Annotated in this window: 20 protein-coding genes, 2 tRNA genes and 1 pseudogene; 14 read left to right on the forward strand and 9 right to left on the reverse strand. The window is 69.1% G+C overall.

All coding sequences use genetic code 11. The features are described from left to right. The first annotated feature begins 225 nt into the window (after positions 1-225). Genes EIZ45_RS22895 through EIZ45_RS22905 form a run of 3 tightly spaced genes read left to right on the forward strand, consistent with a single transcriptional unit; the run spans position 226 to position 2,904 of the window. Positions 226-450, forward strand: a complete 225-nt coding sequence (locus EIZ45_RS22895) for a DUF3311 domain-containing protein (RefSeq protein ID WP_037814089.1) — start codon at positions 226-228, stop codon at positions 448-450. Next, positions 447-1,916, forward strand: coding sequence for a sodium:solute symporter (locus EIZ45_RS22900; RefSeq protein WP_134663140.1), 1,470 nt, complete (start codon positions 447-449; stop codon positions 1,914-1,916). Before EIZ45_RS22895 ends, EIZ45_RS22900 begins: the two co-directional genes overlap by 4 nt. A gap of 19 nt (positions 1,917-1,935) precedes the next feature. Continuing rightward, the gene (locus EIZ45_RS22905) at positions 1,936-2,904 is read left to right on the forward strand and encodes an ornithine cyclodeaminase family protein (RefSeq protein ID WP_205669919.1); all 969 of its coding nucleotides are present in this window, start codon (positions 1,936-1,938) and stop codon (positions 2,902-2,904) included. A 95-nt stretch (positions 2,905-2,999) separates the two neighbouring features. Here EIZ45_RS22905 and EIZ45_RS46895 read toward each other — a convergent pair whose 3' ends face one another. The 3 genes from EIZ45_RS46895 to EIZ45_RS22915 are packed head-to-tail and all read right to left on the reverse strand — an operon-like array spanning position 3,000 to position 4,992. Beyond that, positions 3,000-3,665: a hypothetical protein gene (locus EIZ45_RS46895; protein WP_240690635.1), complete on the reverse strand. Its 666-nt coding sequence runs from the start codon at positions 3,663-3,665 to the stop codon at positions 3,000-3,002. Between the two features lie 20 nt (positions 3,666-3,685). Beyond that, positions 3,686-4,288 carry an exonuclease domain-containing protein gene (locus tag EIZ45_RS46900; RefSeq protein WP_240690636.1) on the reverse strand — a complete coding sequence of 201 codons (603 nt, stop codon included), beginning with the start codon at positions 4,286-4,288 and terminating at the stop codon, positions 3,686-3,688. Further along, a complete protein-coding gene (locus tag EIZ45_RS22915; RefSeq protein ID WP_134663142.1) occupies positions 4,285-4,992 on the reverse strand; it encodes a DUF6218 family protein in 708 nt (235 codons plus the stop codon). The genes EIZ45_RS46900 and EIZ45_RS22915 overlap by 4 nt, the downstream gene beginning before the upstream one ends. 197 nt (positions 4,993-5,189) lie before the next feature. Between EIZ45_RS22915 and EIZ45_RS22920 the strand changes: the two are divergent. Together EIZ45_RS22920 and EIZ45_RS22925 are read left to right on the forward strand one after the other, a co-directional pair. After that, positions 5,190-5,785 (forward strand): annotated as a pseudogene (locus EIZ45_RS22920) (DUF4291 domain-containing protein). After that, positions 5,782-6,357 (forward strand): hypothetical protein, encoded by a 576-nt coding sequence (locus EIZ45_RS22925; protein ID WP_134663143.1) that lies wholly within the window; start codon positions 5,782-5,784, stop codon positions 6,355-6,357. The pseudogene EIZ45_RS22920 and the gene EIZ45_RS22925 overlap by 4 nt, the downstream one beginning before the upstream one ends. Here EIZ45_RS22925 and EIZ45_RS22930 read toward each other — a convergent pair. After that, complete coding sequence (locus tag EIZ45_RS22930; protein WP_134663144.1) at positions 6,339-6,956, reverse strand: TetR/AcrR family transcriptional regulator; 618 nt, start codon at positions 6,954-6,956, stop codon at positions 6,339-6,341. The genes EIZ45_RS22925 and EIZ45_RS22930 overlap by 19 nt on opposite strands. Before the next feature lie 105 nt (positions 6,957-7,061). Here EIZ45_RS22930 and EIZ45_RS22935 point away from each other — a divergent pair, with 105 nt between their 5' ends. Genes EIZ45_RS22935 through EIZ45_RS22950 form a run of 4 tightly spaced genes read left to right on the forward strand, consistent with a single transcriptional unit; the run spans position 7,062 to position 11,678 of the window. Further along, positions 7,062-8,261 (forward strand): CaiB/BaiF CoA-transferase family protein, encoded by a 1,200-nt coding sequence (locus EIZ45_RS22935; RefSeq protein ID WP_167756529.1) that lies wholly within the window; start codon positions 7,062-7,064, stop codon positions 8,259-8,261. Between the two features lie 20 nt (positions 8,262-8,281). Next, a complete protein-coding gene (locus EIZ45_RS22940) occupies positions 8,282-9,598 on the forward strand; it encodes an MFS transporter (RefSeq protein WP_134663146.1) in 1,317 nt (438 codons plus the stop codon). Next, complete coding sequence (locus tag EIZ45_RS22945) at positions 9,595-11,007, forward strand: amidase (protein ID WP_134663147.1); 1,413 nt, start codon at positions 9,595-9,597, stop codon at positions 11,005-11,007. The genes EIZ45_RS22940 and EIZ45_RS22945 overlap by 4 nt, the downstream gene beginning before the upstream one ends. Positions 11,008-11,021: 14 nt before the next feature. Further along, positions 11,022-11,678, forward strand: coding sequence for a GDSL-type esterase/lipase family protein (locus EIZ45_RS22950; protein ID WP_134663148.1), 657 nt, complete (start codon positions 11,022-11,024; stop codon positions 11,676-11,678). A 7-nt stretch (positions 11,679-11,685) separates the two neighbouring features. Here the strand turns inward: EIZ45_RS22950 and EIZ45_RS22955 are convergent, their stop codons facing one another. Then, positions 11,686-12,579 (reverse strand): NADP-dependent oxidoreductase, encoded by an 894-nt coding sequence (locus EIZ45_RS22955; protein WP_134663149.1) that lies wholly within the window; start codon positions 12,577-12,579, stop codon positions 11,686-11,688. Between the two features lie 234 nt (positions 12,580-12,813). After that, positions 12,814-13,734, reverse strand: coding sequence for a DMT family transporter (locus tag EIZ45_RS22960; RefSeq protein ID WP_134663150.1), 921 nt, complete (start codon positions 13,732-13,734; stop codon positions 12,814-12,816). On the opposite strand from EIZ45_RS22960, the gene EIZ45_RS22965 reads away from it, so the two are divergent. Further along, entirely contained in the window at positions 13,733-15,142 is a 1,410-nt protein-coding gene (locus EIZ45_RS22965; RefSeq protein WP_134663151.1) for a PLP-dependent aminotransferase family protein, read from the forward strand. The two genes, EIZ45_RS22960 and EIZ45_RS22965, sit on opposite strands and share 2 nt — an antisense overlap. Positions 15,143-15,208: 66 nt before the next feature. Here EIZ45_RS22965 and EIZ45_RS22970 read toward each other — a convergent pair whose 3' ends face one another. Next, positions 15,209-16,741: a class I adenylate-forming enzyme family protein gene (locus tag EIZ45_RS22970; RefSeq protein ID WP_134663152.1), complete on the reverse strand. Its 1,533-nt coding sequence runs from the start codon at positions 16,739-16,741 to the stop codon at positions 15,209-15,211. Between the two features lie 9 nt (positions 16,742-16,750). Beyond that, positions 16,751-17,626, reverse strand: a complete 876-nt coding sequence (locus EIZ45_RS22975) for an alpha/beta hydrolase (protein WP_240690637.1) — start codon at positions 17,624-17,626, stop codon at positions 16,751-16,753. Positions 17,627-17,697: 71 nt separating this feature from the next. On the opposite strand from EIZ45_RS22975, the gene EIZ45_RS22980 reads away from it, so the two are divergent. Further along, the gene (locus EIZ45_RS22980) at positions 17,698-18,330 is read left to right on the forward strand and encodes a TetR/AcrR family transcriptional regulator C-terminal domain-containing protein (RefSeq protein ID WP_134663154.1); all 633 of its coding nucleotides are present in this window, start codon (positions 17,698-17,700) and stop codon (positions 18,328-18,330) included. Positions 18,331-18,363: 33 nt separating this feature from the next. Here EIZ45_RS22980 and EIZ45_RS22985 read toward each other — a convergent pair whose 3' ends face one another. Next, positions 18,364-20,181 carry an NAD(P)/FAD-dependent oxidoreductase gene (locus EIZ45_RS22985; RefSeq protein WP_134663155.1) on the reverse strand — a complete coding sequence of 606 codons (1,818 nt, stop codon included), beginning with the start codon at positions 20,179-20,181 and terminating at the stop codon, positions 18,364-18,366. A 161-nt stretch (positions 20,182-20,342) separates the two neighbouring features. On the opposite strand from EIZ45_RS22985, the gene EIZ45_RS22990 reads away from it, so the two are divergent. From EIZ45_RS22990 to EIZ45_RS23000, 3 genes are all read left to right on the forward strand, one after another. After that, positions 20,343-21,527, forward strand: a complete 1,185-nt coding sequence (locus EIZ45_RS22990) for a GAF domain-containing protein (RefSeq protein ID WP_037814121.1) — start codon at positions 20,343-20,345, stop codon at positions 21,525-21,527. 83 nt (positions 21,528-21,610) lie between these two features. After that, a tRNA-Val gene (locus EIZ45_RS22995) sits at positions 21,611-21,682 on the forward strand. A gap of 34 nt (positions 21,683-21,716) precedes the next feature. Next, a tRNA-Val gene (locus tag EIZ45_RS23000) sits at positions 21,717-21,788 on the forward strand. Positions 21,789-21,946: the final 158 nt, after the last annotated feature.

Consider the following 21,946-nt stretch of genomic DNA (forward strand, 5'->3'; position numbering starts at 1 on the left):
CGATATTCGAACGACCGCCGGAGTCCAGAAGACCCGCGACGCTCAGCCAGGCCTACCATCTGGCACTGAGATCTGGCTCACAACTGGACCTGTCGCTGGACCTCGCCGCCCTCTTACCGTAGTTCTGGTATACCAAATCGCCTCCGGGATACCGCATCCGGAGCCGGGAAACCGACCCGGCCGCTGTCGTCCCGGCGGGTGCCGTCCCAGGCTTCAGGAGGTCTCATGCTCGGAAGTCGCTGGTCTCTCGTGATCGCCCTCGGCCTGCCCGGGCTCGCGATCTTCGTCGGCGTGCCGCTCTGCAGTCAGAGCACCGCCACCGTGTTCGGCATACCACTGGTGTTCGCGTGGCTGTTCGCTTGGCTGCCGCTGACGACGCTCTGCCTGTGGGCGTCGTGGCGGTTCTTCGATCGTGCCCAGTACCGGCGAGTGGAAGGCGGAGAAGAATGATCGCAGCGGTATTCGCCGTCGTCATGGCGTTGTCGATCGGGGTGGCGCTGGCCGCTCGCCGGGGCGGGACCGGCAAGGGCGCGGTCGCCACGCTGGTCGCCGGGAGGGCGTTGCCGAGCCGGTTGATCTTTTTCCTCGCGGTGGGCGAGATCTACAGCATCGGCACCATGCTCGGCTTCCCGGGCGGCATCTACGCCAAAGGCGCCTCCTACGGGATCTGGTTCATCGGCTACATCCTGGCGGGCTACGTCCTCGGCTACTTCCTCGCGCCGCTCGTGTGGCGCGCCGGCAAGGCGTACGACGCGGTCACCGTCGCCGACGTCATGTACGGCCACTACCGCAACCGGTTGCTGGAACGACTCACCGCGGTCTCGTTCGTGCTGGCGCTGGTGCCGTGGGCGATTTTCCAGTTCATCGGGCTGCAGACGGTCCTCACCGGGCTGGGCATCCCGGTCACCCGCCTGGAGGCGATCGTCGGAGCGGGGGTCATCGCGTTCGTCTACGTCGCCGCGTCGGGCATGCGCTCGACCGCGTTCGTCGCGATCGTCAAAGACGTGTTCATGCTGCTGGGCATCATGCTCGCCGGCATCGCGGCGGTGATCGCGGCGAAGGGCGTGCCCGGAGTTTTCGCCGTGGTCGAAACGGCGCCGCGGCTGGCCACCGTCGGCGGCGCCGGGCTGGTCTTCGCGATGACCACGATTCTCATGCAGTCCTTGCAGTTCTACCTCACGCTTCCCGCGCAGTTCCTGTTCTCCGCGCGGTCCGAGGCCGGGGTGAAGAAGTCCGTGATCTGGATGCCGTTGTACATGCTGATGTACCCGTTGCTGGTCTTCGCCGCCTATTACGGCCTGCAGACCAGGCCCGGCCTGCACAACGCCGATTCAGTCTTTCTCGAGGTGACCCGCGAACTCGCGCCGGACTGGATCGTGGGCCTCGTCGCGGCGGGCGCCGGGCTGGCCGGGGTGCTGGTGCTGGCGGGCAACGCGCTGATGTTCAGCGGCGTGCTCACCCGCAACATCCTGCCGAAGCGCTCGCAAGCGGCCGCGCAGGGCAGGCTCAAGCCGATCATGGCGGCGTTCCTGGTCGGCACCGCGGCGCTGACGACGTTCGCGTCCTCGATCATGCTGACGTTCCTCAACCTGGCGCTGTCGCTGACCGCGCAACTGGTGCCGGCCTGGCTCGGCGTGCTGTTCTTCCGCAAGCTGCGCGCGGTCCCGTTGGCTTTCGGGCTGATCGCGGGCTGTGTCACCGTGGCGTTCTTGTACTTCAGCAAGGCTCCGGTCGGCGGAGTCGTCAACAGCGGACTGATCGCGGCCGCGGTGAACGCGGCGGTCGCGGCGGGCTTGTCGGCCCTGTATGCGGGCAAACCGGTCGACCACGAGATCCCGATCGTCCGCCGGGCGCGCGAAATCCTTTCGCCGGCGAGGAAACCAGCCCAGCCGGTTCCGGCGGCCGGCGAACGGTGAGGCAGACATGGTTCGCATCGTGACGCGTTCGGATGTCGAAGCAGTGCTTGACCTGCGCGAGGTGATCGACGCAGTCGAGGACGCGCACCGCCAGCTCGTGCTCGGCGGAGCCACCCAGCCCGGCCGCTCGTGCGCGCCGATCCCTGGCAACGACGGGCTTCTCGTCCCGATGACGGCCACAGTGGACGGTGCCGGGGGCGTCAAACTGCTGGCCGACCTGCCGGGAAATCCGGCGGCAGGCAGGCCGCGCCAGCAGTCGACGATCACTCTGCTCGACAGCGCGACCGGCCGCGCCGAAGCCCTGCTGGACGGTGCGGTCATCACCCGCTACCGCACCGCGGCGGCTTCAGCGGTGGCGACCAGGGCACTGTCCAATCCGGACAGCTCAGTGCTCGGCTTGATCGGGGCCGGTGCACTGGCACGAGCCCACCTGGCGGCCATCTCCTGTGTCCGTCCGATCAGGACAGTGGTGGTCTGGAGCCGCAATCCCGCGACCGCACAGGCGTTCCGGGACGAGACAGCCGGTTCCGGGTGCGAAACCCACTTGGCGAACACCCCTGCCGAAGCAGTTCAGGCCGCCGACGTGGTGTGCACGCTCACCCCGTCAGTGGACCCGATCGTGCACGGAACCTGGCTGCGCGCGGGCCAGCATCTGAACGTGGTCGGCGCGCCGCCCCGCCCCCGCCACCGCGAAATCGACGCGGAATGCCTGCGGCGCGCCCGCGTCGTCGTGGACAGCAGGCATACCGCGTTGACCGAGTCGGGTGCCACGCTCACCGCGCTGCACGAGGGCGTGATCGGCAAGGAGCACCTGGCGACTGAACTGGGGGAAGTGCTGGCGGGAGTCTGTCCCGGGCGCACGAGGGAAAGTGAGATCACCCTGTTCAACTCGGTCGGGGTGGCGGTCCAGGACATCGCTACGGCGGCGCTGGTGCTGCGGCGCGTGGTGAGCCAAGGGCTCGGCGTCGAAATCGCGCTGGACCGATGACGGCGCAGTGCGGCAACAAACTTCGCTGTCCACAACGATGATCCTCGGGCGGAACGCAGCTTGCGCCCGGGTCTCCCGGGCGCAAGACCTCCGCCTCAGCGATCGAGCAGATCGTCAATCGTCACGACCGGTGCTGAAACCGGCTCCGCCAACCGGTCGAGGACTGTCAGGAACGCCTCTTCCGACACCACCGGAACGCCGAGTTCACGCGCCTTGCGTGCCTTGCCCGACAGCGAGTCCGGGTCCGCCGCCGCCACCACGCGAGTCTGCCGGCTGACGCTCCCGATCACTCTCACGCCTGCGGCTGCTGCCTGCGCGATGATCTCTTCGCGCCCCCGCGCCATGCTCCCGGTCAACACCACCTTGTCTCCTGGTCTCAGCGCCAGCCCGCCGAGTCTGCCGCCGGAGGGCGCGGCGGAAGAGGCCGCATCGCGTTCCTCGTCCAGGATTTGGTCCACCACCGCGTGATCGAGCGCGAGAAGCGTCGCGACCGTGAGCAGGTCGTGTCGCTCCTCGTCGGTGACCACCTCGTCGGCCCATGCTTCCCGGGCAAGATCGCGCATATAGCTCAAATGCAGTGCGACCAATTCGTTGCGGCCCAGGCCGAGATCATGCGCGAGATCGACGAGCATGTCCCCCTCTGTCGAGGAGATGTCCCGGTCGAGCAGCGCCGCGTCGAGCATGGCCAGATACGCGTCAGCGACAGGTTCCTCGTCGCGCGGCATCCGCTCGACCAGCCGCGCGAGAAAATGCGGTTCCACGTGTCCTGGTTCGCTGCGCCTCACCGCAGCGCGGTGCCAACCGGAATCCGCGGCCAGTCCCAGAACGCGGCGTCCACCTGCGCTTCGGTGAGCGTCACCGCGTCCGGCGCACAGCGGATGAAGTAGCCCAGCAGCTCGGCCGCAGCCAGAGCGTCGTCACGCGCGCTGTGCCAGGAACGTTCGGGCACGCCTGCCGCCGCGCAGCAGTCGGCCAGAGAGCGCCGAGAACCCAGGCGGATCCGGCCGGCCGCGCGCATTGTGCACAGGCCCGACGAGGATTCGAACGGCGTCTCGATGCCGAGGCGTTCGAACTCGGACCGAAGGTGCCTGGCGTCGAACGACCAGTTGTGCGCGACCGCGACTCGTCCACGCAACCGCGCCACGAGATCGCCGGCCACCTCGCCGAACAACGGGGCGCGCCGCGCGTCGACGGCGCGGATGCCATGCACGTTCTGCGGGCCCAAATCACGCTCCGGATTGACCAAGGTCGACCATTCGCCGGTGATCGTGCCGTCCGGGCTTACGTGGACGACGGCGATCTCCGCGATCCGGTGCTGCCATCCGCCGGTGAGGATTCCGGTAGTCTCGGTGTCGATGACGGCGTAACCGTGCACGGCCTTCACAGCGGCAACCTCGTCGCACTCGCGACCTGCACCGCGCTCAGCCAGCTCGGCGGCAAGGGTTCCGCCTCGCCGTGCGCCTCCCGCACATAGCGACGGCGGTTCTTCGTCTTCTCGGTCTCAGCCCACACCGACACCACCCACCTCAACGTCCGCGCGATCGTCAGCGCCTCCGACACGACAGGGTTCCCCTCCGCGGCGCGCACCCCGGCAATCCGCCGCAGCTCCTCGAAGCTGCCGACCTCAACGCCGTCCGAAAGTTCGTGCACCCACTCCAGTTCGGTAATCGCCTTGTTCCGCGCGCGTTCCTCTTCGACGGTGCCCGCGTACCTCCGCCGACGCTCGACGATCTCCCCGAACGCTTCGACCGGCGAGAATTCCTGGCGTTTCCACCAGCCGTTCCGCTCCGGAAGATCCGCCGCCGCGGTCAACTGCTCCAACCAGCCCGGCACTGTCTCCGGATACACGTCGGCGACAGCGCGGCGTTCGAGGAACGACAGAACGCGCCGTGCCGCCGAGCGAGCACCGAACACCTCCGAGACCGGCGAGACCCAGGCTCCCGTCAGCGCACCCACCGCGCTGACGTGCCACACGGCGAGCGACGCCACGCCGTTGTCTCCCCCGCCAATCGCGAGCACCGCAGTTCCGGGAACTTGGAACGCCGCAGCATCACTCGCCGCGACTTCGTCAGTCACCGCGTCCGTCATCGAACCTCCTCTCCGACAACAACAGGTCGTCGCTGCGGCGAATCCGTTACACGGAGCAGCCCGCGCGAGAGCCGAAATGCAAGCGACACAATCGTTGCGAGCAGGCACAATCAGCCTCACTTGACGACCACGGAGGCAAGCACGTGTCCGGCCAGCTCATCCCCGACCGATCACCCACCAAACATGACGCGCCAAGCATGCCTCGCCGTGACGTGCGGGCCAGTTTCACCGACCAGACCATCACCGTCTATCAGGCCTACTCACCGCAAATCGCCGACGCGGCCGTCGAAGCGCAGACGTTCGTGGCGCCGTTCAAGCGCGAGCGGATGACCTGGATCAAGCCTTCGTTCCTGTGGATGATGTACCGAGCCGCGTGGGCGGCCAAGCCGGGGCAGGAACGGATCCTGGAAATCCAGCTCACCCGGGACGGCTTCGAGCCCTGAGCAGCTACGAATCCGGGACCTACGCGAGCCAGCAGCAGTGGGCTGAGCGCAAAAATGCCAGTCCGGTGCGGATTCAGTGGGATCCGGACCGATCGGTGACTCTCGCTCCGCTCAACCGGCGCGCTATCCAAATCGGGCTGTCCGGCGAGGCTGTCGACCGCTATCTCGACCAGTGGATCACCAAGATCACGGACATCACCCCGTTCGCGGAGCGGGTCCACCGCCAGGTCAGCGATGGCCGTCTCGACGCCGCTCGGGAGGAACTGCCGGTCGAGCGGATTTATCCCGTGCCCGCGCCGATTCTCGGCCTGATCGGGGCCAGCGAGCCTCAAGTCGACGAGCCCGCGTGAAGCTGTCCGCGTTGTGGCGGGAGCAGTGGCCCCAGTGCCGTCCGCTGGCCGACGGCCTGAAGCACGCCTACCCCGACCGATGGGTGCGTTTCCACAGCCTGCCTGAATCCCAGCGCTATCCCGGCACCGACGCCGAGTACGAAATCGTGCTCGGCCGCTACAACACGGTTCTGGACGAATTGTTCGGCGGGCAGGAGGTCTGGATCGTCACCGCCGACTGGTCAGGGTCGCCTGAGCCCCCGGAGTTGTCCGGGCGACACGCGCTCTGGAATCCGAGTGCCCAGCATTGGGCGACTGTGCGCGCGAACGAGAGCGAAACCGACCCGGAATTCATCGTCTACACCCATCTTTACGCGGGCCGCCGACGTTGGCGTACCGGGCTGGTGGACCGCCTGCTCCGCACCGTTGCCGACGACGGCACAGCCAACGTGATGATCGCCAGCCTGTCGTTTGACCGCGTGCACCATCCGTACGACGGAGGTGCCGACATCCTGCTGCCCACGACCGGCGAACGCGACGAGCTGAAACGCCGGCACGCCGACTGGCTTTCCGCTCACTCCTCCGGTTTCTGAGCGGCCAGCGCCGCCACCATCTGGTCGTAGACCCGGGCTGCCCTGGCGTCGAGTTCTTCCGGCGGCACATCGAGGTCCCGGGCGAACGCCGTGCGGAAGATGCAGTAGCCGAAGTAGGCGGCGGCGGTCATGGCGTGCATGACTTCTCCGTCGGCGTCGGCGGGGAGGCTGCCGTCGCTCTTGTCTCGTTCCAGGGCGCGGCGGGTGAGGTCCAGTGCCGGGAACGGGGTGAGTTCGGGGTCCTCGTCGAGGGCGAGCAGCGCTTCGAGTTTGACCAGGTCCGGCTGCCGGAGCGCCCAGTGCCACATCGCTCGCCGACGTTCGGCGAAGGGCTGTTCCCAGTGTGTGCTCGGGTCGAGGCGGTCTTGTTCGAGCATCTGGGCGATCGCCGCGCGCAACAGTGCCTGGCGGCTGCCGAAGTACACGTAGATCTGTCCGTGGTTGACGCCCGCCTCCTTGGCTACCTCGCGGAGGTTGATTCCCGCGAGCACGCCATCGCGGCGGAGAAGTCGCAGGGCGGCGGCGAGCAGATCGGCCTTCGTCTCCTCGCGGCTGCGCCGCCGGCGTCGGGTTGGTGCGGTGCTCGGCTGCTCGGTCACGCCGTCCCCTCATAAGTTACTCGTCAGTACGCCTTGTTGTGCCTCGGGCCACTCTATACGGTTCGTTACCAACGTTTCGTTAATAACACTTCGTTGGGAGTTGTGGTGGAAGCAGAGCTGCCGTTGCGGGGCGTGCGGGTGCTGGACGTGGCGACGGTGCTGGCCGCGCCGGTGACGGCCACGTTCCTCGGCGATTTCGGCGCCGAGGTGGTGAAGGTGGAGGAACCGGGCCGCGGCGATTTCACTCGCGGCCGGGCCGCCGAGCGGGGCGGCCGGTCGTTGCAGTGGCTGCAGGAGGGCCGCAACAAGAAGTCGGTCACGGTGGATCTGCGCCAGCCCGCCGGACAGGACCTGGTGCGCCGGATGGTGCCGCACTTCGACGTCGTGATCACCAATTACCGCCCGCCGACGCTGGAGAAGTGGGGCCTCGACCCGGAAACGCTGCAGGCGCTCAATCCTCGCGCGGTGCTGGTGTACCTGACCGGCTACGGCTTGTCCGGCCCCTACCGCGACCGGGGTGCGTTCGACCGGATCGCCAGCGCCTTCGCCGGGTTGACCGACGTCAGCGGCGAGCCCGGGCGGGCTCCGGTCCGGTCCGGCTACGCGGTGATCGACTACATGGGCGCGTACCTTTCCGCTTTCGCGACGATGGTCGCCTTGTACGAGCGGGACGTCAACGGAGGCAACGGCCAGGTCGTGGATCTGGGCCTGTACGAGGCCGGGTTCCGCGCGGTCGAGGACGCGTTGCTCGACTTCTCGGCAAACGGCCGGGTGCGCCGTCGCATGGGCAACCGCAATCCGCACGTGGTGCCCGCCAGTGATTTCGACACCGCCGACGGGCGGCGGATTTCCGTCCATGCCGGCACCGACCCGTTGTTCCGCCGGCTCGCCGCGGTGATCGGCCGGCCGGAACTCGCCGCCGATCCGCGGTTCGCCACCCGCGCCGCTCGCACCGAGCACGCCGACGAGCTGTACGCGATCATCGCCGGCTGGGTCGCCGAGCAGCCGGCAGACGAGGCGACACGGGTGTTCAACGACGCGGGCATCCCGTCCTCGCCGATCATGACGATCGCCGACATCGCCGCGGACGTCCACTACCGCGAGCGCGGCACCATCGTCGACGTCGAAGACCCGGAGCACGGCACGGTTTCCATGGCCGCGCCGATCCCCCGGCTCAGCGCCACCCCGGGACGCATCAGCTCGCTCGGGCCCAGCCTCGGCGCGCACACCGACGACGTTCTCCGCCAGCTGCTCGACCTGCGCGACGACGACCTCGCGACCCTCCGCCGCGACGGCGTCATCTGATTCCGGCAAAGGAGCCGATCATGCCTTTCGCAGCGCCGCCGTCCCCGGACGCGCCCCGGTCAATCCGCCGCAGGGCCTGGGCGGTCACCGCGCTCATCGCGGTCTTCATGGTCATCAACTTCGCGGACAAGGCGGTGCTCGGGCTCGCCGCGGTGCCGATCATGCGCGAATTGCACCTGTCCAACAGCACCTACGGCCTGCTGGCGAGCAGTTTCTACCTGCTGTTCAGCATCACCAGTCTCGCCGCCGGACTGCTTTCCGCGAAGGTCGCCAGCCGCTGGATCCTGTTCGCGCTGGCGGTGTGCTGGGCCGTCGCGCAGGTGCCGGTGCTCGCGTTCGCCGCGGTGCCGACGCTGTTCGCCAGCCGCGTCCTGCTCGGCGCCGCCGAAGGCCCGGCGTCCGGAATGAGCATGCACGCGCTGTACAAATGGTTTCCCGACGAGCGCCGCAGTTTGCCCACCGCGTTGCAGCTCACCGGCGGCTCGGCCGGGATCTTCGTCGCCGCGCCGCTGCTCACCTGGATCATCACCGATTACGGATGGCGGGCCGCGTTCGTCGTTCTCGCGGTGGTCGCCGGACTTTGGGCGCTCGTGTGGCTGCCGGTCGGGCACGACGGGCCCTACACGGCACCGACGGCTGCTGCGGCGAAGACCGAACCAGCACGTGTCCCGTATCGCAAATTACTGCTCAACGGCACGGTTTTCGGCGGGTTCGCCAGTGCTTTCGGTGCTTACTGGTCGCTGGCGCTCGGCTCGTCCTGGCTGCCCGCGTACCTGCAAACCGAAGCCGGATTCGGCCCGAAGACCTCGGCGACGGTGATCAGCCTGCACGCCGCGCTGAGCATCGTGCTCATCCTCACCGTCGTCCCGGCGACCGGCCGGCTCGTCCGGCGCGGGGTCTCGAGCCGGTGGGCCCGCGGTGCCACGCAAGGGATCGCGGTCGCTCTCGCCGGTGTCTGCATGGCGTTGTTCCCGCTCACGACGTCGAACGGCCTGCGCGTCGTGCTGATCATGATCGCGTTCGCGGCGGGCAGCCTCGCCTATCCTCTTGGGTACCTGACGGCAGGCGAACTCGTGCCCGTCCGGCAGCGGGGAACGGTTTTCGGGCTGGCTGTCGCGATCGGCACGCTGCCCGGGATCATCGCGCCCGCGGTCACCGGCAGCCTCATCGACCACTACGGCTATCCGGCCGCTTTCGCCGTCGGCGCCGCCATCATGGTGCTGACCGGCGCTTACGCCGCTTTCGCCATCCGGCCGCAACGCGACGCCGCGCGCATCGGCCTTTCCCCAGCGCCCAACATCCACCCAGCGACCAGCCCGGCTCAGGAGCACGCGTGACCGACCTGTCCTTCGCCACCGCGACCGAACTCGCCGCGATGATCCGCACTCGCGAACTCTCGCCGCTCGAACTCATGCGCCACACATTGGACCGCGTGGCGTCGATCAACGGCGATCTCAACGCGGTCGTGTCGCTCGACCCCCAGCGCGCGCTCGACGAGGCGACGGCGCTGACCGACCGCCTCGCGCACGGAGCCGATCCCGGTCCGCTCGCCGGAATTCCGATCGCGGTCAAAGACCTCGAAGACGCCGAAGGTTTCCCCACCACCCGAGGGACCAAAGCTTTCCGCGACGCTCCGCCCGCCGCCTCCGACAGCGTCCACGTCGCCCGGCTTCGCGCGGCGGGGGCCATCGTGATCGGCAAGACCAACGCTCCCCCGATGGGAGCCGCGATCGCGACCCACAACGAAGCCTTTGGCATCACTCGAAACCCGTGGAATCTCGACAAGTCGCCGGGCGGTTCGAGCGGCGGGGCCGCCGCGGCCGTCGCCGCCGGGCTGGTTTCCCTCGCCACGGCAGGCGACGGCGGCGGTTCCACCCGGATCCCCGCCGCGCTCTGCGGCATCGTCGGGTTCAAGCCGACCCGCGGCCGCATTCCCCACGGCCCGGCCGCGATTCCCTCCTGGACGCAGCACAGCTGTCTCACGCCGATGACCCGCACGGTGCGCGACGCCGCGCTGCACCTGGATCTCGCCGCGGGGTTCGACCCGGCAGACCCGTACTCCCTTCCGCGTCCGGTTGAGTCCTATGTGGACGGACTTGAGCAGCGGCCGCCTGCGCTGCGGATTGTCGTCCACCGCACCTTCGGTGTCGCCGAGCCCGAACTGGCGGTGCTGCACGCGGTCGACCGCACGATCGAGGTTCTGCGGGAACTCGGCCATGCCGTCGTGGAGGACGAAATCGCCCATCCGCACGCTGAAGACTTCCTGACCGCCGTCCAGCTGCGCCAGAAAGTCCTTGCCTACCAGCGGTTCGCCGCGGTCGCCGAGGAGTTCGCCGCGCACCGCGACCGGTTCGAGCCCTGGTTCGCGGACCTCCTCGACCACGGAAGTTCCGTCACCACAGCAGAACTCTCGCGCTACTGGGAATACCGCGGGCAGCTCGACCGCTGGGCCGCCGGGCTCTTCGACCGTTGCGACCTGCTCCTCACCCCAACCACCCCGACCACCGCCTGGCCCGCGGAAGGCCCTGACGTCCAGCGGCGGACGATCCCGATCGCCTTCACCGCGCCGTTCAACGACACCGGCAATCCCGCGATCAGCGTCCCCACCGGTCTCAGCCCGGACGGCCTGCCGTGCGCGGTCCAACTCGTCGCCCCGCATCACCGCGACGATCTCCTGCTTCGCGTCGCGGCTGATCTGGAGCAGGTGCTCGGTGCGCTCCGCCCGGGAATAACAGCGCGGCGATAGCGTTGCGCAGCTGCATGATCAGCGTGCTCTGCTACGGCGATTCCAACACCTACGGCCAGCGTTCCGAGGAAACGGACAAGGGACGGTGGCCCGCGGACATCCGGTGGACCGGCCAGCTGGCGGCCCTCCTCGGCAGCGGATACCACGTGCTCGAGGAGGGCCTCGGCGGCCGGACCACCGACCTCGACTACCCGGAATCGATGAACCGGCCGGGCCGCAACGGACGCACCTACCTCCTGCCCGCGTTGCTGAGCCACAACCCGATCGACGTCGTCGTGCTGATGCTCGGCACCAACGACTTGAAGATCCAGTTCGGGCGAACGGCGACGGAGGTGGTCGCCGCGATCGCCGGGCTGCTGGACGACGTGGCCGCGCACGGGAAGACGGATGCCGGACACGCGCCGGAGGTCGTGCTGGTGTCGCCGCCGCACATTGACGTGACCGCGCCGGACTTCGCGGACGTCAACGGAGCTTTCTACGACGCGACATCGGCTGCGAAAGCGCTACAACTGGCCGGACTGCTCGCGGAACTCGCGGCGGCGCACGGCGCGACGTTTGTCGACGCGGCCACTGTGGTGGAGACGGGAGCTGACGGGACGCACTTCAGCGTGCCCTCGCACGAACGGTTCGCCCAGGTGATCGCGGCCGAGGTGCGGCGCATCACCGGTTGAGCGATCGTCAGACCAGCAAGACTCGCCGTCCGCGGGTGTGTCCCGCCTGGCTGTCCGCGTGCGCCGCCGAAGCTTCGGCCAGCGGGTAGGACTTGTCGACCGGGATGTGGAGTTTGCCGCGCTCGATCAGGTCAACGGTCTCCGCGAGGGCTTCCTGCATGTTCCCGCCTGTCCCAGCGAACCGGATGCCCAGCATCGGGGCCTCCAGGTCGGCGATCGTGATCACCTTGTCCGGATCCCCGGTCAGGTCGAGCAGGCCGCGGATCACGCCGGTGCCGTTGAGGTCGAGGGCGGCGTCGACCTGGCCGAGCTGGCGCACCCGGTCGACCCAGCCCTCGCCGTAGGTGGTCGCGATGGCGTCCAGGCCGCGCACGTAATCCTGATTCGCGGCGCTGGCCGTGCCGATCACCTTGATTCCCCGGTCCCGGGCGACCTGCAACACCGCCGATCCGACTCCGCCCGCGGCACCGCTCACCAGCAGCGTCTGTCCAGTTTGGACACCCACCAGCCGGAGGACGCGGAGCGCCGTCTCGACCACCGACGGGTATCCGGCCGCTTCGGCGAAGGTCAGCCCGGACGGCAACGGCGCCCAAGAATTCAGCACGGCGAACTCGGCGTAGGTATTCGAGCCTCGGCCCAGCACCGGGTCCCCGACCGCGACGCCGGTGACGCCTTCGCCGATCTCGTCGACCACGCCGGAGGCGTCCTGGCCGACGCCGGAGGGCAGTTCGATCGGGCGGATCCGCTGGAACTGGCCCTCGCGAGTGCGCCAATCGTGCGGGTTCACGCCGGCCGCCCGCACGGCGACGCGGATCTGGCCGGGTCCGGCGTGCGGTTCGGGGACTTCGTCCAGCTCAAGGACTTCGGGGCCGCCATAGGCGGCGAAGCGCACTGCTTTCATGCCGCCAACTTAACAACAACGGTTAGTGTTTTGCAACGGTTAGCGTCATGTCGATCGTCTCAGCTCCTCGCCGGCGGTTGCGAGGAGTTGCTCGACAACCCGGCTGATCCCGCGCGCCGCAGATGTCCGGCGCCACCAGCGCTTTGTCAGCAGGGACATCCGCGGCGGCGAGATCATCGGCCGGGATTTGTGTCCCGGCGGCGGACCCGACCAGGACGGTGATGACTGCTGGGCCTAACCCCGAGCAGTCCGCACCCGCACCGCGCTCCCCGCGCAGACGATCACCGCCAGCCCGCCCAGCATGGTCTGCCAGGTCAGTTCCTCGCCGAGGAAGACCGCTGCCCACGCCAGATTCAGCACTGGCTGCACCAACTGCACCTGGCTGACCCGGGTCATCGGCCCGAGGCCCAGCCCCCGGTACCACGCGAAGAAGCCCAGATACATGCTCACCACCGCCAGATAGGCGAAAGCGGCCCACTCGCCCACTGTCGCATGTGGAGGGTGGTTCGCCACCGACACGACGGTCAACGCGACCATCAACGGCGAGGCGACCACCAGCGCCCACGAAACCGTTTGCCAGGCACCCAATTCCCGCGCGAGCAATCCGCCTTCTGCGTAACCCACCGCGGCGGCCAGTACCGCGCCGAAGAACAGTGCGTCCGACCATTGGAGTCCGCTGAGGCCGCCGCCTTGCAGGACGGCGAAGCCGATCGCCGCGACGGCGCCGACGGCGGCCAGGGCCCAGAAAGTCGCGGGCGGGCGTTCGCGCGTGCGGAGCACCGCCACTACCGCCGTCGCGGCGGGGAGCAGCGCGATGACGACGGCGCCGTGACTGGCGGAGGCTGTGGTGAGGGCATACGAGGTCAGCATCGGGAAGCCGATCACCACTCCGCCCGCGACGACGGCGAGGCGGAACCATTGCGTGCCGCGCGGGAAGCGTTGTTTGGCAGCGATCAGCGCGACGCTCGCGAGCACCGCGGCGACCACTGCCCGCCCGGAGCCGATGAACATCGCCGAGAGGCCGCCGTTTTCCACCGCGACCCGGGTGAACGGCACGGTGAACGAGAACGCCACGACGCCGAGCAGACCCCACCAGAGACCGGCCCGGGGTAGCGCCGGTGCCGCCGGGAGAGTAGCGCTATCCTTCAGTTTCATGTCCGACGATAGCAGCTCCCGGATCGCTTCGACACTGCGCGAGTGGATCGCCACCGCCCCGGCGGGCGCGAAGCTGCCGTCGTCGCGGGAGCTGGTCGCGCGGTATTCGGCCAGTCCGGTGACGGTCCAGAAAGCACTGCGCAGCCTGTCTTCCCAGGGGCTGGTGGAGAGTTTGCCGGGAGTCGGCACGTTCGTCCGCGCCGCGTCCGCCACCGGGTCGGGCGATTACGGCTGGCAGACCGCGGCGCTCGGCACGCCCGGGCACGGGCCGCTCAAACAGCCCGCGTCGCTGCAATCGGTCTCCACGGGGACAGTAGCGCTTCATTCTGGCTACCCTGACCCAGAGCTGCTGCCCGAGCGGCTCGTCCGGAGCGCGTTCTCCCGGGCCGCGCGGACGGCGGCGCTGGTCGGACGGCCGCCGACCGCGGGCGTTCCCGAACTGCAGGCCTGGTTCGCCGCGGAACTGCGCTCGGCGACCCCGGCCGGGATCGCGCCGGTGAACCCGCGAGACGTCGTGATCACCCCGGGCAGCCAGAGCGGACTGGTCACCGCCTTCCGCGCACTGGTCGGCCCGGGGCAGCCGCTGCTGCTGGAATCCCCGACGTACTGGGGCGCGATCCTCGCGGCGACGAAAGCGGGCGTCGCGGTGGTGCCGGTGCCGAGCGGCCCGAACGGACCGGATCCCGACGCGCTGAACCGGACGTTCGAGCAAACCGGCGCGCGGGCCTTCTACGCGCAGCCCAGCTTCGCCAGCCCGACCGGCGCGCGGTGGCAGCCCGATCTCGCCGACCGCGTCCTCGACATCGTCCGCCGGCACGGCGCTTTCCTGATCGAGGACGATTCCGCGCACGATTTCGGCATCACCGCGGAACCGCAGCCGCTCGCGGGCCGCGACGACGACGGCCACGTGGTCTACCTCCGCTCGCTCACCAAGAGCGTCTCCCCCGCGATCCGCGTCGCCGCGCTGATCGCCCGCGGCCCGGCACGCGACCGGATTCTCGTCGACACGCTGGCGGAATCGATGTACGTCAGCACGGTGCTGCAGACTGTCGCACTCGACGTCGTGACCCAGCCCGCCTGGCGCACCCACCTGCGCCGGGTCCGGCACCAGCTCAAGACCCGCCGCGACCTCCTGCTCGCCGGTCTCCGCGAACACGCGCCCGCGGTGCAGGTGGAATCCGTGCCGCAGGGCGGGTTGAACCTCTGGGCGCGACTGCCCGGCACGGTCGACCTGCCGCGCGTGGTCCGCGATTGCGAGTCCGCCGGTGTGGTGATCGGCCCTGGCGACGAATGGTTCCCCGCCGAGCCGACCGGACGGTTCATCCGGCTCAACTACGCCGGGCCGAATCCGGACGCGTTCGCCGACGCCGCGCGGGTGATCCAAGAAGCGGTCGAGGCGAACGCCTGACCCGGCGCGATGCCCGGACGTGCGTGAGGGCCACCCTGAGGGAATCTGATTCCCTCAGGGTGGCCCTCACGGACTTCGACGCTCGTCAGGCTCGCGGCCCGTTTCGTCCGCGCGCAGCGCCGCTTTCTGCACCTTCCCGGACGGTGTCAGCGGCAGGCTGTCGCGGAGCACGATCTGGCGCGGGACCTTGTAATCCGCCACCTGCGCCGCGCAGTACTCCTTAAGCTCCGCCTCGGTCACGGCCGAATCCTTCGCCGGGACAACGTAATACCGGCCGATCTCCCCCAGCACCGGATCGGGAACGCCGACCCCGGCCGCCAGCAGCACCCCGGGATGCGCGGCGAGGACGTTCTCCACCTCGACCGGATAAATGTTGAATCCGCCTTGGACGAACATGTCCTTGGCGCGGCCGTGCAGCGTCAGGTAGCCGTCCTCGTCCGCACGGGCCATGTCGCCGGTGTGCAGCCAGCCGTCCGCGTCGACCGCCGCGGCGGTTTCCTCCGGCAGATTGTGGTAGCCAGCCATGATCGACGGGGTCCGGAACAGCAACTCGCCGGTTTCGCCGGTCGACAGCGCTTCTCCGGACGGGGACGCGATTTTCGCTTCCACGCCGGGGAAAGGGACGCCGATCGAGCGTTCAGTCGCTTCTGTGCTGGCATTCCACGGCGTCATCACCACGGCACCGGATACCTCGCTCAGCCCGTACAGATTCATCACCGTCGCCTTCGGGAACGCAGCCGTAAGACGTTGCAGCAAAGCAGGTTCGGCGTTCGCACCACCGGTGACGACCACGCGGATCGCCGAAGTGTCCACACCGGCGAAACGCTCGTGGTTCAGCAGCAGCGTGTGCATCGTCGGCACGCCGACCCACATCGTGAGGCCAGCCGTCCGGAACAGATCAGCGGCGGCACCAGCGTCGAAGGACGGCAACAGCACCGTCCGGCTGCGCGCGACCAACGCGGACAGGATGCAGCAAGTGATGCCGCTGACGTGGTTCAGCGGGACGGCTACCGGCAACACGTCGTCGGCGCTCAACTGCAGATGATCGGCTTCCGCGGCAGCGGACGCCAGCTGGCCGCGATGCGTCAACGTCGCGCCTTTGGGACGACCGGTGGTGCCGGAGGTGTAGATGATCATCACCGGATCGTCCTTCTCGACTGCCGCCGAAGCTGCGGCCAGCGCGTCGGCGTCCGGCTCCGCCGTGCCCACTTCGGCGAAAGTCGCCGCGGAAACGCCCGGCAGCGCGAGTTTCCCCAGCAGGGCAAGGAAATCGACGTCGCCCGCCGAAGGTTCGGTCACCACGAGACGCGCGCCGGAATCGTTCAGGATGTGCGCGAATTCGGTTTCCCGGTACCGGGGGCTCAATCCGACGACCACGGCGCCGATCTTCGCGGCGGCGAAGTAGACCGCCAGCCATTCCGGCGTAGTGCGCCCGTTGACCGCGATCCGGTCGCCGCGCCGCACGCCCCGCCGCAGGAAATCGGCGGCGATCCGGTCCGACCAGGCGTCCATCTCGCCGAACCGGAGGTCCCGGGACCCGGCCGTCCAGCCGACGGCGTCCGCCGGGGCGGTGCGGAGCAGGTCGTGGATACGCGTCATCGCTCGTCCTCACTGGGTCAGGTGGACGGCGAGGAAGTCGAGCTGATCCGCGACGACCTTTTCGACCACAGGCGGATGGTAGACGGTGAAGTGATCCGCATCGTAGTGCTTCAGCACGGCGCGCGGCGCGTCCTCGGCCACCGCGGCGGCGATCGACGGATCGATGAGGTTCTCGCGGTCGCAAGCACAGATCAGCAGCGGGCACCGCACCCGCGAGGCCTGCGCGGCGGCGTTGTAGAACACCATGTCCAGCCCGGACGCGGCGGTGATCCGGTTGTCGAACTCATAGCCTTCGGGCGTCACCGATTCCCAGCCCGCCAACGCGCCGGGCTGATTCACGAACGCCAGCTCACCCGGGCGGCCGACCAGCGGAACGTACCGGCGCGGCAGCCGCAACGCGGACCGCACGAGGTCCGACACGATCGGCCCGGTGAACCGCGCGAGGTGCCGCAGCCCCGCTCGCGCGACGACAGCCCGGCCGCTGAACACCGGACACTGCACGACCGCCGCGGCCAGCGACGGATGCCGCGCCGCCGCGGCGAGCACGTGGCTGGACCCGAACGACGTGCCCCACAACGCGATCCGGCTCGCGTCGATCTCCGGCCGGGAGCGGGCGAACGCCAGCGCCGCGTCGACGTCCTCGGCGTACCGGCGCTGGCTGACCAGCTGCCGGGGCTCGCCGCCGGACTCGCCGAGGTGCCGGAAATCGAACGCCAGCACGGCGACACCCGCCGCGGAGAACCAGGTTTCGTACTGGCCGAGCATCATTTCGTGCGTCGCGCCGCCGCCGTGCACGAGCACGACGGCCGGATGCGGTCCCGCCCGGTCCGGGAGGGTCAGCCAGGCCGCGCACTGGTCGCGGCCGGAACGGAAAGCAGTGCGCACGATCCCTCCATCAAGTACGTTGTACGTGAACCTACCTTAAACACGTACCTTGTACTTAATCAAGGAGAAGCATGCCCGCACCGCGGAAGTTCACGCGCGAACGGCTGCAGGCCGCCGCGCTCGCACTGGTCGACGCCGCCGGGCTGGACGGCCTGACCATGCGCAGCCTCGCGACCGAACTCGGCACCGGGCCGATGACGATCTACAACTACGTCGACGGCCGGGACGGGCTGGAACACCTCGTCACGGAAGCGGTGATGGCGTCGGCGACCTGGCCGGATCCCTCCGACGACTGGCGCGCCGACGTCCACGCCGTCGCCGAGGGAATGTGGCGGGCGGTGCGGGCGCATCCGCACGCCATCCCGCTGATCCTGACCCGCCGCAGCTTCGACCTGCCGACCCTGCGGCCCGCCGAGGCCCTGGTCCGGGCGCTGGCCCGCAGCGGACGATCCGGAGCCGAGCTGCTGGTCGCGTTCCGCACGGTGTCCGCCTTCGTGGCCGGCTTCGCCCAGGCCGAACTGGCCGGTCCCCTGTCACGCGACGCGGACTCCGCCGAGACCGCCGACCGGATCGCGGAACTGGATCACGACGAGTTCGCCGGGCTCCGGGAGATCGCCGAAGCCGCCGCGCGAAGCGATCCGGAAACCGAGTTCACCGACGGAATGCGCGTGCTTTTGGCTGGCCTGCACGAAAAAACCCGGTGACCGCCGAGGCAGCCACCGGGTTTTCTCCCGGGCTCAAGACAGGTGATGCACGTCCTGCAGCCCGTACACCGGCGTCTCAAGCCCTTCGAAGCGCGCCTTCAACTGCAGCGCCAGATACAGCGAGTAATGCCGCGACTGGTGCAGATTCCCGCCGTGGAACCACAATCCCTCCTGTTGGGTGGGCTTCCACATGTTGCGCTGCTCGCCCTCCCACGGGCCCGGGTCCTTCGTCGTTTCCGAGCCCAGGCCCCAGCATTTGCCGACCTTGTCCGCGGTCTCCTGGCCGACCAGGTCGGCGACCCAGCCGTTCATCGAGCCGTAGCCGGTCGCGTAGACGACCACGTCGGCTTCCAGCTCCGTGCCGTCCGAAAGCACCACCGAGTTCGCGGTCAGGTGGTCGACCTGGCCGTGCGCGAGTTTGATGCTGCCGTTGGCGACGAGTTCCGACGCGCCCACGTCGATGTAGTAGCCGGAACCGCGGCGCAGGTACTTCATGAACAGGCCGGAGCCGTCGTCGCCCCAGTCGTGCTTGAAGCCCGCCGCCTCGAGCCGGGCGTAGAAGTCCTTGTCGCGTTCGTGGATCGCCTGGTACACCGGGATCTGGAACTCCGGCATGATCCGGTACGGGATCGACGCGAAGATCAGGTCGGCCTTCTCGGTGGTGACGCCCGCGGCGAGCGCGCGCTCCGAGTACAGGTCGCCGAGGCCGAGGTCCATCAGCGAATCCGACTTCACGATGTGCGTGGACGAACGCTGCACCATCGTCACGTCCGCGCCGTGCTCCCACAGCGCCGCGCAGATGTCGTGCGCCGAGTTGTTCGAGCCGACGACGACCGCCTTCTTGCCCGCGTACGCGTCCGGTCCGGGGTGCTGCGACGAGTGGTGCTGGTCGCCCTCGAACTCGTCCATGCCGGGGAACGACGGCAGGTTCGGCTTGCCGGACATCCCGGTCGCGAACACGACGTGCCGCGGCGTGAGGACCACCTGCTCGCCGTCGCGGTCCACCGTGACGTGCCACTGCTTCGCGTCGTCGTCCCACACCGCGGAGGTGACCGCCGAACGCGTCCAGTACGGCACCTCCATCAGCTTCGTGTACATCTCGAGCCAGTCGGCGATCTTGTCCTTCGGCGCGAACACCGGCCAGTTCTCCGGGAACGGCAGGTAAGGCAGGTGGTCGTACCAGACCGGGTCGTGCAGGCAGAGGTTCTTGTACCGCTTGCGCCACGAATCGCCGGGCCGGTCGTTGCGCTCCACCACCAGCGACGGCACGCCGAGCTGGCGCAGCCGGGCGCCGAGCGCGATCCCGCCCTGCCCGCCGCCGATCACCACGACGTAGGGCTGCCGGCCGTAGCCGAGCGTCTCCTGCTCCTCGGCCCGCTTCTCCGCCCACGACCGGCGGCCGCGGACCACGCCGTGCTCGACGCCCTTGGGCCGCCGTTCGCGCTGCGACTCCTCGAAGCCCTTCAGCTCGCGCAGGCTGGTGAGCAGCGTCCACGCGCCTTCTTCCTTCAGCCGCAGATGCCCTTTCGCGCGTCCGGCGGCGGTCTCGAACTCGATCCACGCCTCGGTGACCCCGCCGGCCTCGGTGGCCGGTTCGCTCGTGCGGAAGCCGCTCGGATCGGTCGTCTCCAGACAGCCGCCGAGGAGGCCGGCGATCCCGTCGCGGCCCTCGACGGTCTTGAGGTTCCAGGTGAACGAAACCAAGTCGCGCCAATAGGAATCGACGGCGAACAACGCCGAGGCAGCCTCGATGTCGCGAGCGGCCAGCGCGGCCTCGAACCGGGCCAGCCAGTCCTCGACCCGGGCCTGCGGCGTGCTCGCCTCCGCGATCCGGTCGACTGTCTGTGTCATCGCTACTCCTCGGACGTCGCTGTCGTGGGTGTAGCGCCGATCACACTCCTCCGGCGAAGGGCGCGGCAAGGGTTGCAGCGTGTTGCACGCGCCCGGTACGTGGAAACATCGGCGCAGGTCACCTATGCTGGGCGGCTAGCGCGACGGTGCGGGAGGTGACTGTGGTGGTGCACAGTGCGGTGCCTCCGGGCCGCAACCTGCCCACCCACGCGCGCGACCTGGTCCGCATGCACGAGGCGGTCATCGGCGGCAGCCGTCCCGCGGTGCCGCCGCGTCCGCTGGTCTCGCGTTCCTGGTCCCGCGTGCTGAGCCTCGGCCTCACCGCCGACGGGATGAACGCCCGCGATTCGGTGCCCGGCGACGAGGTCGAACGCCGCAGGCACGGCTCCCCGCTGCGGCACGTCATCGAAGACCTCCGCCAGGTCGTCGGCGCGACCTCCGATTCCGCGCACATGCTCCTGGTAGTCACCGACGCCGACGGCATCATCCTGTGGCGCGAAGGCTCGTCCGCCATCCGGCGCAAGGCGGACACGCTGGGCTTCACCGAAGGCTCCGAATGGACCGAATCCCGCGTCGGCACGAACGCGATCGGCACCGCCCTGGCCGAAGCCGCCCCGATCGAACTGCTCGCCGGCGAACACTTCGAGCAGAACCAGCACCCGTGGTACTGCACCGCCTCGCCCATCCACGACCCGCGCACCGGCGAACTGCTCGGCGTCATCGACGTCAGCGGCCCCGCGCTCACCCTCCACCCCGCCATCGGCGCCCTCGTCGAAACCGGCAAGCGGCTGGCCGAATCGCAACTGTGGCGCACCCACCGCCAGCGCCTCGAACGACTGCGCCAAATGGCTGAACCTGTCCTCTCCTCCGGCCCCGCCCTGGTCGTCGACGAGGACGGCTGGGTCGCGCACAGCGTCGGCGTCTCCGCGGGCGAACGCATCGCCGCGCCCCAAGCGGGCCAGGTCGTCGCCGTCCCCGGCCTCGGAGCCTGCCTCCCCGAACCCGTAGCCGACGGCTGGCTCGTCCGCCCCGCCGACACCGCGCGCACCGTCCGGCTCGACCTCGACCTCACGCCCGCACCCCTGCTGAGCCTCCAAGCAGGCGACACCGGCTGGCGCCGCCCGATCACCAAACGCCACGCGGAAATCCTGGTCCGCCTGGAAAAGGCCGGCCGCGACGGCCTGTCGGCGGTCGCGCTCAGCCACGCCCTCTACGGAGACGCCGAACACCTGGTCACCGTCCGCGCCGAGGTGTCGCGCCTGCGCCGCCTGCTCGGCGCCATCGTCGACACCCGCCCCTACCGCCTGGCCGAAGGCGTGCGCATGACTGTCCACGCAGGACAGTGACCAGCGAAGTCCCCGAAACCAGGCCCCCCGTGCGACGTCGCCGAGGCATCCGCTAATGTTTACGACACGTTGCACAGCAGCAAGCGCGATTAGCTCAGCGGGAGAGCGCTTCCCTGACACGGAAGAGGTCACTGGTTCAATCCCAGTATCGCGCACTCCAGTCCACCCCAGGCTGGTGCGTTGCACAACGGGCGATTAGCTCAGGGGGAGAGCGCTTCGTTCACACCGAAGAGGTCACTGGTTCGATCCCAGTATCGCCCACTCGACTCGAGGCGAGCAGGCCCGCACAAAGCGCGGGCCTGCTCGTCTCGTCGTGTTTTCTGGGGGTGCAACCCCCAGGCCCCGCCCGGAGGGGCTTCGCCCCCCGGACCCCCCGTCGCGTGTGGTTCCGTCGGTCTTGTCGGTGCCGGTGCCAGTGT

The organism is Amycolatopsis sp. CFH S0740 (genome assembly GCF_004522315.1).
Lineage (GTDB): Bacteria > Actinomycetota > Actinomycetes > Mycobacteriales > Pseudonocardiaceae > Amycolatopsis > Amycolatopsis nivea.